Below are 12,668 nucleotides of genomic sequence, written 5' to 3' on the forward strand. Positions count from 1 at the left end.
TTGTAACAGCAGCAAAAGGCTGTGATCTTATGATTGACCGTCGTCAAAAGGTCGGCTAGGTTCACCGCATGGTCACCGCAGACCCTCCCCAGCCGCTCCTGCAGATGCAGGGCATCGTCAAGGTCTTTCCCGGGGCTCGAGCGCTCGACGGCGTCGATCTCGAGATCCTCCCGGGCGAGGTCCACTGTCTCCTCGGGCAGAACGGCGCCGGCAAGTCCACCCTCATCAAGGTGCTCGCCGGTGCTCACCAGCCGACCGAGGGTCAGATCCTCCTCGACGGCGAGCCCATCACCATCTCCGACCCCGTCGCCGCGCTCCGGCACGGTGTCGCGACCATGTACCAGGAGCTCGACGTCGTCGACGGCCTGACCGTCGCGGAGAACGTGTACCTCGGGCACGAGCTCGCGACGCTCGGGTTCTCCCAGCGTCGCGAGGCCGTGCGCCAGACGCGGGCGATCCTCAAGCGGCTCGGGCACAGCGAGATCTCCCCGAACCACGAGGTCGAGCGCCTCTCCGCGGCGGGCAAGCAGGTCGTCTCGATGGCCCGCGCACTCTCGCACGACGCGCGCGTCATCATCATGGACGAGCCGTCCGCGGTGCTCGACTCCGAGGAGGTGGGCAACCTCTTCCGCGTGGTCAAGGAGCTGACCAAGGCCGGGGTCGCCGTCGTCTACATCTCGCACCGTCTCGAGGAGATCCGCGAGATCGGGGACCGGATCACGGTCCTCAAGGACGGCCGGACCGTCGCGCAGAACCTCCCGGTCTCCGAGACTCCGACCGCGAAGCTCATCACCCTGATGACCGGGCGCTCGGTCGAGTACGTCTTCCCCGACTCCCAGGAGCTCGCCGCCGACGCACCCGTCGTGCTCGACGTCGAGGGCCTGTCCCTGCGGGGCACGTTCGAGGACGTGTCGCTCCAGGTGCGCGCCGGGGAGATCGTCGGCCTGGCGGGCCTGGTGGGCGCCGGGCGCTCGGAGATCATCGAGACGATCTACGGGGCTCGGCGCGCGACCGCGGGCACGGTCCGGGTCGACTCGAAGCGGCTCCGCGCCGGTTCCGTGGCATCCGCCGTGGACGCCGGGATCGGGCTCGCGCCCGAGGAGCGCAAGAGCCAGGGTCTGCTCCTCGACGAGCCCGTCTACCGCAACGTCACCCTCTCGACGTTCGCGCGCTTCGCGCGCGGCGGCTTCCTCGACGAGGCCGCCGAGCGCAAGGCGGCCAAGGAGCAGGCCGACTCGCTCGAGCTGCGGCCGGCCGGCGTCGACCGTGCGATCCGCACCCTCTCGGGCGGCAACCAGCAGAAGGCGATGCTCGCCCGCTGGCTGGTCCACGGCTGCCGCGTCCTGCTCCTCGACGAGCCGACGCGCGGCGTGGACGTCGGAGCCCGCGCCGAGATCTACGCCCTCATCCGCAGGCTCGCCGACGAGGGCGCCGCCGTCGTCGTCGTGTCCAGCGAGATCCCCGAAGTCCTCGGCCTCGCCGACCGCGTACTCGTCGTCTCCGAGGGTCGCGTCGTCCACGAGGGGCCCTCGAGCTCCATCGACGAGCACCAGGTGCTCGACATGGTCATGGAAGGAAGTGTCGCGTGAGCGAGCAGCAGGTGTCGGCCTCGATGCCGACGGACAAGCCGGACGCCGACGAGTCGGCCAGGGTCGCGAAGGCCGCGAGCGAGCGCCGCCGGGCAGGATTCATGTCCGGGGCGGCAGGTCGGAACATCGGCCTGGTCCTCGCACTGGTCCTCCTGTGCGTCCTGGGCTTCGCGACGGCGGGTGAGCGGTTCGCAAGCGTCAGCAACCTGATGACCATCCTCAGCCTCGGGTCGGTCACCGGTGTCCTGGCCATCGGCATGACGTTCGTCATCACGACGGGCGGCATCGACCTGTCGGTCGGCTCCGTGCTCGGGCTCTCCTCCGTGTGGGCGACGACGCTCGCCACCCAGTCGTACGGCTGGGTCGTCATGGTCATCTGTGCGCTCGCGGTCGGCCTCGGCGCCGGGTTCCTCAACGGCCTGATCATCGCCTACGGGCGCGTCGTGGCGTTCATCGCGACGCTCGCGATGCTCGTCGCGGCGCGCGGCCTCGCCGAGCTCATCGCCCAGAAGCGCACGCAGATCGTCAACGTCCAGGAGTTCAACGACATCTTCCGGGGCAACCTCCTCGGTGTCCCGAAGATCGTCTGGATCTTCGCGATCGTCGCCGTGCTCGGCTGGTTCCTGTTCAACCGCACGACGTTCGGACGCCGGACCGTCGCGGTCGGCGGCAACCCCGAGGCCGCGCGCCTCGCGGGCATCAAGGTCAAGCGGCACCTCATGTACGTGTACGCGCTCTCGGGCCTCACCGCGGGCATCGCCGGTGTCATGATCCTCGCTCGCACGAGCGCCGGCTCCTCGACCAACGGTCTGCTCCTCGAGCTCGACGTGATCGCCGCGGTCGTCGTCGGCGGCACGCTCCTGGCAGGCGGCCGCGGATCGATCGTCGGCACCGTCCTGGGCGTGCTCATCTTCACGACGCTCACCAACGTCTTCATCATCAACAACGTCGACAGCTCGGTCCAGCAGATCGCCAAGGGCGCGATCATCGTCGGCGCGGTCCTGCTCCAGCAGCGCATCGCCCGCCGCAGCACCAGGTAGCCCACGTACCTCCGGCGCCTCGCGCCACGCACAGCCCGCACCACCCCGTCAGTTCCCCCGCAGTTCCCCCGCAGTTCCTCTTGCAGGACAGCTTCGAAGGAGATCCCATGTCCGCACGCACCACCCTGCGCCGCCGCTTCATGATCGCGACGGTCTCGGCCGCGTCGATCGCCCTGATCGCCACGGCGTGCACGTCGAACACCCCGGCCCCCGCGGACACCGCGGACGGCGACGGAGGCGGCAGCAGCAACGAGGCCGTCTCCGACAACGACGCCCCGGGCGACCCGATCGTCATCGGCTTCTCGGCCCCCGCCGCCGACCACGGCTGGATGGGCGCCATCACGACCGCGGCCGAGGCCGAGGCCGCGGAGTACGAGGACGTGGAGCTCCGTGTCGCGGACGGGACGAACGACGTCAACGTCCAGATCAGCCAGATCGAGGGCTTCATCAACGACGGCGTGGACGCGATCGTGCTCCTGCCGTTCGACGGCGCCGCGCTCACCGAGGTCGCGACCAAGGCGATGAACGCCGGGATCCCCGTCATCAACGTCGACCGCGAGTTCTCGAGCCCGTTCGCCGCCCGGGCCACGGTCCTCGGCGACAACTACGGCATGGGCGTGAGCGCCGGCCAGTACATCTGCGAGCAGCTCGGGGACAACCCCGACGCGGTGGTCGCCGAGATCGCCGGCATCGACTCGCTCCCGCTCACGCAGGACCGCAGCCAGGGCTTCGCGGACGCGCTGTCCGACTGCGGCCTCGACGTCGACAACCGCGTCGCCGCCGACTTCACGGTCCAGGGCGGCGAGGCCGCGACGGCCAACCTGCTCCAGGCCGCGCCGCAGATCGACGCCATCTGGAACCACGACGACGACCAGGGCGTCGGCGTGCTCTCGGCGATCCAGAACGCGGGCCGCGACGAGTTCTTCATGGTCGGCGGCGCCGGCTCGAAGCAGGTCATGGAGCACATCCAGGCCGGCGACTCCGTCCTCCAGGCCACCGTCGTCTACCCGTCGACCCAGGCCGCGGACGGCATCAAGCTCGCCCGCCTCGTCGCGCACGACCGGAGCATGAGCGACCTGGCGTCGTCCGGCGTCCCCCGCACGATCCAGCTCTTCGCGCCGGTCGTGACGAAGGACAACGTCGACCAGTACCTGCCGACCGCGTTCCAGTCCTGACGGACCGCTGACGCCCGTCGTCAGCACGCAGCAGCACAGCACGCGGACCACGCCCACGGTCCGCCCGGGACGACCCCGGCCGGACCGTGGGCATGCTCACGTCACGCGCAGGAACATGCGCACGGAAGGAACGTCATGGCAGGAAACGACGGCGCACAGCTCGGCGTCGGCATGGTCGGGTACTCGTTCATGGGGGCAGCGCACTCGCAGGCCTGGCGGACCGCCCCCCGGTTCTTCGACCTCCCTCTCGACCCGCGCATGCGGGTGCTCGGCGGCCGCAACCCGGAGGCGCTGGCCGCCGCCGCCCAGCGGCTCGGCTGGGAGTCCACCGAGACCAGCTGGCAGGCGCTCGTCGCGCGGGACGACGTCGACCTCGTCGACGTGTGCACGCCCGGCGACACGCACGCCGAGATCGCGATCGCGGCGCTCGAGGCCGGCAAGCACGTGCTGTGCGAGAAGCCGCTCGCGAACACGGTCGCCGAGGCGGAGAAGATGGTCGAGGTGGCCGAGGCCGCGGCCGCGCGCGGCCAGGTCGCGATGGTGGGCTTCACCTACCGCCGCGTGCCGGCCATCCAGCTCGCGCGCCAGCTCGTCGTCGACGGCCGGATCGGGACCGTGCGCCACGTCCGCGCGCAGTACCTCCAGGACTGGATCGCGGACGAGGACGCGCCGCTGTCGTGGCGGCTCGACAAGTCGAAGGCCGGCAGCGGGGCGCTCGGCGACATCGGCGCCCACGTCATCGACCTCGCGCAGTTCATCACCGGAGAGAAGATCACGAGCGTCTCGGGACTGCTCGAGACCTTCGTGACCGAGCGGCCCGTCGCGACGGAGTTCGCGGGGCTGTCCGGCCAGGGCGGCACCGAGCGCGGGCCCGTCACCGTGGACGACGCGGCGGTCTTCCTCGCCCGGCTGTCCGGCGGGGGCATCGGGACCTTCGAGGCCACGCGCTTCGCCTACGGCCGCAAGAACGCGATCCGCCTCGAGATCAACGGCTCGAAGGGCTCGGTCGCGTTCGACTTCGAGGACATGAACGTCCTGCACTTCTTCGACGCCGCGGACGACGCGGTCGTCGCCGGATTCCGACGCATCGTCGTCACGGAGCCGGAGCACGCGTACGTCGCGCACTGGTGGCCCGCGGGCCACGGGCTCGGGTACGAGCACGCCTTCACGCACCAGGCGGTCGACCTCGTCGAGGGGATCGCCTCCGGGACGCACCCGGCGCCGACCTTCGCGGACGGCCTCGTGGTGCAGCGCGTGCTCGACGCGGTCGAGCGGAGCGCGGCATCGGGCGGCTGGGTCCAGCCGTAGTATCGAGTCCGGGTCGGCCCGCGGGGCGGAGGGTCGACCCGGACGCCGACCCGACGGTGTCGGTCCGTGCAGCGCAGCACGGCCGACCGGGAACGGCTTGGAGGAAAGGAGGGTGGACGCGCAGCGATGGCGCGCATTTAGTACGACGGGCAATCAAAATTGCCGGTCGAAGATCCCGGGACGGCGGCCGGCCGATGGCGGCACCCGGCGGAGCGCAGCACTGATTCCCCATCTCGACGAGGAGACCTTGTGAGAAACGTGCTAGGAGGATCGCTCGCCTTGAGGCGGACGGTCGCGGCAGCTGCCGCGGCAGCGGTCGCTCTCCCCCTGACCATGGCGGCGGCGACGTCGGCGACCGCCGCACCGGTGCCCACGGGCGTCGCGGCGGCGCCCGTCGTCACGGCCGCGGACGCCGAACCGTTCGACGTGCTCGTCTTCAGCAAGACCGGTGGCTTCCGCCACGGGTCGATCCCCGCGGGCATCGCCGCGATCCAGCAGCTCGGTGCCGAGAACAACTTCGAGGTCACCGCGACCGAGGACGCGGGAGCGTTCACGGACGACAACCTCGCGCAGTACGAAGCCGTCGTGTGGCTGTCCACGACCGGCGACGTCCTCAACGACGACCAGCAGGCCGCGTTCGAGCGCTACATCCAGAACGGGGGCGGGTACGCGGGCATCCACGCGGCGTCCGACACCGAGTACGACTGGCCCTGGTACGGCGGGCTGGTCGGCGCGTACTTCAGCGCTCACCCCCAGAACCAGACCGCGACCGTCAAGGTCGAGGACCACGTCCACGAGTCGACGGCCCACCTGCCCTCACGGTGGGAGCGGTTCGACGAGTGGTACAACTTCCGCACCAACCCCCGCGACACGGTGCACGTGCTCGCGAGCCTCGACGAGACCACGTACAACGCGGGTGGCGGCGCGATGGGCGCCGAGCACCCGACCGCCTGGTGCCAGGTCTACGAGGGTGGCCGGTCCTGGTACACCGGCGGTGGCCACACCGACGAGTCGTACGCCGACCCGGACTTCCTCCAGCACCTGCTGGGCGGCATCCAGACGGCCGCGGGCGCCGTGGCGTCCGACTGCGCGGCGACGCAGTCCGCGAGCTACGAGCAGATCGCGCTCGACGAGGAGACGCGCAACCCGATGGTCCTGGACGTCGCGGACGACGGCACGGTGTTCTACGCCGAGCGTGACGGCCGCGTGCAGGTCATCGACCCGTCGACCAACACGACGCACACCGCGACGACCCTCCCCGTGACCACCGCCAACGAGGACGGTCTGCTCGGTCTCGTCCTCGACCCGGCCTTCTCGGAGAACGGGTGGGTCTACACCTACTGGGCTCCGGCGAACGTCGGCACCGACGGCCCGCACAACCGGATCTCGCGGTTCGACTTCGACCCGGCCACGGGCACCATCGACCAGGCCACGGAGAAGAAGGTCCTCACCGTCACGACGCAGCGCAACACGTGCTGCCACGCCGGCGGTGACATGGTCTTCGACGAGGACGGCAACCTGATCCTCGCGACGGGCGACAACACCAACCCGTTCGAGTCGGGCGGCTACTCGCCGCACGACGAGCGCGCCGGTCGTCAGGACTACGACGCCCAGCGTTCGTCGGCCAACACCAACGACCTGCGCGGCAAGGTCCTGCGCATCCACCCGGAGGCTGACGGGACGTACACCGTCCCCGAGGGCAACCTCTTCGACGAGGCGGCCGACACGGACGACAAGACGCGTCCGGAGATCTTCGCGATGGGCTTCCGCAACCCGTTCCGCATCGGCGTGGACCCCTACTCCGGCAACATCCTCGTGGGTGACTACGGCCCCGACGCGGGCAGTGCGAACCCGTCTCGCGGTCCAGGCAACACGGTCGAGTGGAACGTCGTCAGCGAGCCCGGCTTCTACGGGTGGCCGTACTGCACCGGGGCGAACGCGGACTACCTCAAGTACAACTTCGCGACCGGCCAGTCCGGCGCGGCGTTCAACTGCGCCGAGGGTCCGGTCAACCAGTCACCGAACAACACTGGCCTGACCCAGCTGCCCCCGGCCATCGAGGCCGAGATCTGGTACAACTACGCCGGCAACCCGGACTTCCCGGAGATCGGCGGCGGCGGTGCGCCCATGGGTGGTCCCGTCTACCAGTTCGACCCGGAGCTCGACTCCGACGTCCAGTGGCCCGAGTACTGGGACGGCAAGGCGTTCCTGGGCGAGTGGAACCAGGGCAAGCTGTACTCGATCCAGCTCGACGGCGAGAAGCGCGACGACATCGTCGACATCAACCGCGTCATGCCGAAGATCTTCGACCCGAGCGCCGGTTTCGACCGTGCGATGGACTTCGACTTCGGTCCTGACGGCGCGCTCTACGTCGTCGACTGGGGCTCGGGCTTCGGCGGCGACAACGACTCGAGCGGCATCTACAAGGTCAACTACGTCAAGGGCAACCCGTCGCCGATCGCGCGGGCGAGCGCCGACGTGACGAGCGGTCACGCACCGCTCACGGTGCAGTTCTCCTCGGAGGGCACGCGCCACCCGGCCGGAGACGCGCTGACCCTGCAGTGGACGTTCGGCGACGGGTCGGAGCCGTCGACCGAGGCCAACCCGGTCCACACGTACACGGAGAACGGCAGCTACACCGCCCAGCTCGTGGCGACGGACGCCCAGGGCCAGACGGGCGTGGCGAACGTGTCGGTCGTCGTCGGCAACGAGGCGCCGACGATCTCCATCACGTTCCCCGACAACGGCGGGTTCTTCCAGTGGGGCGACCAGGTCCGGTACGAGATCGCGGTCGACGACCCCGACGGTGAGGTCGACTGCAGCCAGGTCGAGCTCTCGACGTCGCTCGGCCACGACTCGCACGCGCACCCGATGGACGTGCTCGGCGGTTGTGAGGGCGTCTTCCAGACGGCGCGCGACGAGGGCCACGGCATCGAGTCGAACATCTTCTGGGTCATCGAGGCGTCGTACACGGACGACGGTGGCGCCGCCGGTGCCCCGCTCACGGCGAACGACCTCCAGGTGCTGCAGCCCAAGCTGCTCCAGGCGGAGTTCTTCACCTCCACCGGTCGCCTCGAGGGCTCCACGAGCACGGGCGACCCGGGCGTGCAGCGCGAGACGACGAGCGACACGGCCGGCGGTGGCCAGAACATCGGCTACATCGAGCCGGGTGACTGGTGGGCCTACGACCCGATCTCGCTCCACGAGGTCGACTCGATCGCGCTGCGCGCGGCATCGCCGAGCAACGCCACGATCTCCGTCCGGTGGAACGCCGCGGACGGCCCGGAGATCGGGTCCGTCCAGGTCCCCGGAACCGGTGACTGGCAGGCCTACACGAACGTCTCGACCGAGCTGACCGACGTGCCCTCGGGTACCGGCACGCTCTACTTCGTCCTGACGTCCGGCCAGGCCAACGTCAACTGGCTCGAGTTCGACGGCCGCGGCGTCACGGACAACGAGCGCCCGACCATCGACTCGTTCGAGGTCACTCCGACGACGGGCACCGCCCCGCTGACGGTGACCGCGACGGCGACCGCCTCCGACCCCGAGGACGACGCGATCACCTTCGCGTGGGACGCGGGACTCGGTGACGGGTTCGTCGACGGGACCGACTCGTTCGAGGTCACGTACGACCAGCCGGGCACGTACCGGCTCCAGGTGCGGGCCTCCGACGAGCGCGGTGCGTACTCGGTGGAGTACACGACCGTGACGGTGAAGGCGTCGCAGACGGGACCGGGGATGTGCTTCTCGGGTCGCTCGGACGACTTCCTCGGCGCGGACCTCGACGAGAGCCGGTGGTCGGTGCTCAACCGCGACCAGAACCTGGTCGTGCGGGACGGCAACCTCGTCATCCCGACGACGGCGACCGACTTCTACGGCACGGACAACACCACGGTGCCGAACCTGGTGCTCCAGGACCTGCCGGACGGGCCGTTCACGGCCACGGCCAAGCTCACGCTGCCGGCTCGCCAGCAGTACCAGCAGGCCGGTCTGGTGATCTGGGAGGACCAGGACAACTACGCGAAGATGGTGCTCCAGGGTCGTTCGCAGTCCGCGGACCCGGCGACCCGGATCTTCCAGTTCATCCGTGAGGAGAACGCCCAGCCGAACGAGGTCAGCGCGTCCAACACGGCGAACCTCGGGGCGGACTACCCGGACACGGTCTACGTCCGGTTCGTCAGCAACGGGGAGAACCTCCAGGCGGCCTACTCGGCCGACGGCGTCGACTTCACGACGATGTCGGAGACCAAGTCGATCGCCGACCTGGAGAACGCGAAGATCGGCCTCGTGTCGTTCAAGGGGAACAACACCGCGTCCCCCGTGATCGACGCCGAGTTCGACTGGTTCTCCATCACGCCCGACGACACGGCGTCCGCCCCCGGGCCGGACGACGAGTTCGACGGCAGCGCCCTCGACGCGTGCCGCTGGTCGATCGTCCGCGAGGACCCGACCGGCTACCGCGTGGTGGACGGCTCCCTGCAGATCGACACGACGCCGACGGACATCTACGGGACCGACAACCGTCCTGTGCCGAACATCGTGCTGCAGGACCAGCCGGGCGAGGAGTGGACCATCGAGACCGTCGTCGACGGCTCGGCGCTCGACCGTCAGTACCAGCAGGGCGGTCTGCTCGTCTACGGCGACGACGACAACTACGTCAAGCTCGACTACGTGGTCGACAACCAGGCGGGCCAGGCCAAGAACGCCCGGATCGAGCTGCGCAGCGAGGTCGCCGGGGTCGTGCAGAACCCGCAGCCCCAGTCGTCGAGCCTCACGGGCGACGTGTGGCACCTGCGCCTGACCCGCTCCGGTGACACGTTCACCGGTGCGTACAGCGCCGACGGCGATACCTGGACCACGTTCGACCAGAGCGTGACGAACGCTCCCGCGGCGGACGCCCAGGTCGGTCTCTTCGCCCTCGGTGCGGCGGCCGACACCGGTGCGGCGGCGTCGTTCGACTACTTCCGGGTGGTCGGCGACGACGTCGAGCCGATCGCGGTGACCATCACCGCGGAGACGCGCTGCATGGCCGGCAAGGTGTTCGTCGCGGTCCGCGCGACGAACGACGACGCGGTCCCGGTCGCGATCACTCTCGAGACCCCGTACGGGTCGAAGGAGTTCGCGGACGTGGCGCCCGGTGCGAACGCCTACCAGTCGTTCGCGTCGCGGGCGGCAGGGATCGACGCCGGCACCGTGACGGTGACCGCGACCGACGCCGAGGGGAGGACGTTCTCCGGGACGGCGGACTACGCCGCCCGGGCCTGCTCCTGACAGGTTCCGGCGGGCCGGTGCCCTGAGCACCGGCCCGCCGGGCACCGCGCTCGGCGTGCGGGCGCTCGGCGGACGGGCGGCCCATCGGCCGGGCCGACCGTACGCTGCCCGCACGACGAGCACGACGGAGACCCCCGGGTCTCCGGCCCCGGCGCCCGGGAACGGGCGCTCCGGCCCAGGCGCCGGGGCACCCCGGGGACCGACGACCACCGTCGGCCCCGGAGCCACCCACGGACCACGACGAGGTGATGACCCGATGTCCCGCACGTCCCCGCAGCCCCGCGGCACCAGCAGCGGCACCAGCACCAGCTCCCGCACCCGATCCCGGGTCGGGGCGCGCGCTCTTCTCACCGCGGCGCTCGGTGTGCTGCTCGGCGCCGCCGTCGCGCTGCTGGGCGTCGCGGCCCCCGCGGCCGCGCACGGCGGCGACGTCGTGATCTCCCTCGGCACCGACGGGGAGGGCGGCATCTCCGCCAACCTGACCTGGAAGCTCGACGGCCACCCGGTCGAGGAGGCGGCCGACGTCTCCGTGACCGCGCAGTCCGCGGCCGGCGAGACCGTCGGCCCCCTCACCCTCTCCTCGGCGTCGGAGGGCGTCGGCTGGTACACGTCCGAGCCCGGCGTCCTCGCCGAGGGCAACTGGACCCTCACCGCCACGATCACGCACCCGTCGGAGGCGACCTCGTCCGCGCAGGTCGACGTCGTGCCCCTGCCCGAGCCGGCCCCGCACGCGGACGACGAGGCCGCGGCGGGTGCCGAGGACGGGGCGGGCGCCGAGGGGGAGGGCGCCGCCGAGGACGCCGACGCCGCGGCCGACGGGTCCGGCACCGCGGACGAGGAGTCGACGGGAGGCGGCGCGGGCGTGTGGATCGCGGTCGCCGTGGTCGCCGTGCTCCTCCTCGCCGGCGGCTACCTCGTCGTCCGCCGCCGCTCGCGCGCTGCTGCCGCCACCGAGGCGTCGGACGGCAAGCCCCGATCCCTGACCAGCACGTCCGCCCGGTGACCCCGGGCGCGAACCGAGAACGACCGAAGGAGACACGACCATGGCACGACCGATCACCCTCTTCACCGGGCAGTGGGCCGACCTGCCGTTCGAGGAGGTGGCGCGGCTCGCGTCCGGCTGGGGCTACGACGGGCTGGAGATCGCCTGCTGGGGAGACCACCTCGACCCGTGGCGCTGGGACGACGACGAGTACGTCCAGGGCAAGCTCGACCTCCTCGCCAAGTACGACCTCAAGGTCTACGCGATCTCGAACCACCTCAAGGGCCAGGCCGTCTGCGACGACCCGATCGACCAGCGCCACCGCGACATCCTCCCGGACGTGGTGTGGGGCGACGGCGACCCCGAGGGCGTGCGCCAGCGCGCCGCCGAGGAGATGAAGCACACCGCGCGCCTCGCCGCGAAGCTGGGCGTGAAGACGGTCGTGGGCTTCACGGGCTCGGCGATCTGGAAGTACGTCGCGATGTTCCCGCCGGTCTCGCAGGAGGCGATCGACGCCGGCTACCAGGACTTCGCCGACCGGTGGAACCCGATCCTCGACGTCTTCGACGAGGTCGGCGTGAAGTTCGCCCACGAGGTCCACCCGAGCGAGATCGCGTACGACTACTGGACGACGGTCCGCACGCTCGAGGCGATCGGGCACCGCGAGGCGTTCGGCCTCAACTGGGACCCGAGCCACATGGTGTGGCAGGACCTCGACCCGGTGAGCTTCCTGTGGGACTTCAAGGACCGCATCTACCACGTGGACTGCAAGGACACGAAGAAGCGGATGCACAACGGCCGCAACGGCCGCATGGGCTCGCACCTCGCCTGGGCGGACCCGCGCCGCGGCTGGGACTTCATCTCGACGGGCCACGGCGACGTGCCGTGGGAGGACGCGTTCCGCATGCTCAACACGATCGGCTACCAGGGCCCCATCTCCGTGGAGTGGGAGGACGCCGGGATGGACCGCCTGGTCGGCGCGCCCGAGGCGCTCGCGTTCGTCAAGAAGTACGCCTTCGACGCTCCGGACGCGGCCTTCGACGCCGCGTTCTCGACCAAGTAGCACGCACAGTCTCCCGTCGGCCGGCGCTGCCGGCCGACGGGTGGGGGAGAGCAGTCCGACACGCCACCGCCCCCGGCCCCTCGACGGCCGGGGGCGGTGGCGTGCCCGCGTCCGGCCGTCGTCGCGTCGTCACGCGTCGTCACGCGTCGTCACGCGTCGTCACGCGTCGTCACGCGTCGTCACGCGTCGTCCGCGTCGCCGCTGGCCGCAGCCATGTGATCCTTCACATTTGTTTCGCGG

The 12,668-nt window shown here is 70.7% G+C and carries 7 protein-coding genes; all 7 read left to right on the plus strand.

Annotated elements, in window-relative coordinates:
* Nucleotides 1–68 precede the first annotated feature (68 nt).
* Nucleotides 69–1,589 (plus strand): sugar ABC transporter ATP-binding protein, encoded by a 1,521-nt coding sequence (locus ACZ402_RS18565; RefSeq protein ID WP_375825646.1) that lies wholly within the window; start codon nucleotides 69–71, stop codon nucleotides 1,587–1,589.
* Nucleotides 1,586–2,629 (plus strand): ABC transporter permease, encoded by a 1,044-nt coding sequence (locus ACZ402_RS18570; protein ID WP_375825647.1) that lies wholly within the window; start codon nucleotides 1,586–1,588, stop codon nucleotides 2,627–2,629. The genes ACZ402_RS18565 and ACZ402_RS18570 overlap by 4 nt, the downstream gene beginning before the upstream one ends.
* Nucleotides 2,630–2,736: 107 nt before the next feature.
* On the plus strand, nucleotides 2,737–3,804 hold the full coding sequence (locus ACZ402_RS18575; RefSeq protein ID WP_375825648.1) for a substrate-binding domain-containing protein: 1,068 nt from the start codon (nucleotides 2,737–2,739) through the stop codon (nucleotides 3,802–3,804).
* Nucleotides 3,805–3,939: 135 nt separating this feature from the next.
* The gene (locus ACZ402_RS18580; RefSeq protein WP_375825649.1) at nucleotides 3,940–5,112 is read left to right on the plus strand and encodes a Gfo/Idh/MocA family protein; all 1,173 of its coding nucleotides are present in this window, start codon (nucleotides 3,940–3,942) and stop codon (nucleotides 5,110–5,112) included.
* Between the two features lie 279 nt (nucleotides 5,113–5,391).
* Nucleotides 5,392–10,383: a ThuA domain-containing protein gene (locus ACZ402_RS18585; protein ID WP_375825650.1), complete on the plus strand. Its 4,992-nt coding sequence runs from the start codon at nucleotides 5,392–5,394 to the stop codon at nucleotides 10,381–10,383.
* Between the two features lie 256 nt (nucleotides 10,384–10,639).
* A complete protein-coding gene (locus tag ACZ402_RS18590; RefSeq protein WP_375825651.1) occupies nucleotides 10,640–11,386 on the plus strand; it encodes a hypothetical protein in 747 nt (248 codons plus the stop codon).
* 40 nt (nucleotides 11,387–11,426) lie between these two features.
* Nucleotides 11,427–12,428, plus strand: a complete 1,002-nt coding sequence (locus tag ACZ402_RS18595) for a sugar phosphate isomerase/epimerase family protein (RefSeq protein ID WP_375825652.1) — start codon at nucleotides 11,427–11,429, stop codon at nucleotides 12,426–12,428.
* Nucleotides 12,429–12,668: the final 240 nt, after the last annotated feature.

The organism is Cellulosimicrobium sp. NPDC030954, assembly GCF_055571305.1.

What these genes read in the sequence shown, in the direction of transcription:
- ACZ402_RS18580 (WP_375825649.1), top strand. Translation starts at nt 3,940, where the DNA reads ATGGCAGGAAACGACGGCGCACAGCTCGGCGTCGGCATGGTCGGGTAC.
- ACZ402_RS18595 (WP_375825652.1), top strand. Translation starts at nt 11,427, where the DNA reads ATGGCACGACCGATCACCCTCTTCACCGGGCAGTGGGCCGACCTGCCG.
- ACZ402_RS18575 (WP_375825648.1), top strand. Translation starts at nt 2,737, where the DNA reads ATGTCCGCACGCACCACCCTGCGCCGCCGCTTCATGATCGCGACGGTC.
- ACZ402_RS18590 (WP_375825651.1), top strand. Translation starts at nt 10,640, where the DNA reads ATGTCCCGCACGTCCCCGCAGCCCCGCGGCACCAGCAGCGGCACCAGC.
- ACZ402_RS18565 (WP_375825646.1), top strand. Translation starts at nt 69, where the DNA reads ATGGTCACCGCAGACCCTCCCCAGCCGCTCCTGCAGATGCAGGGCATC.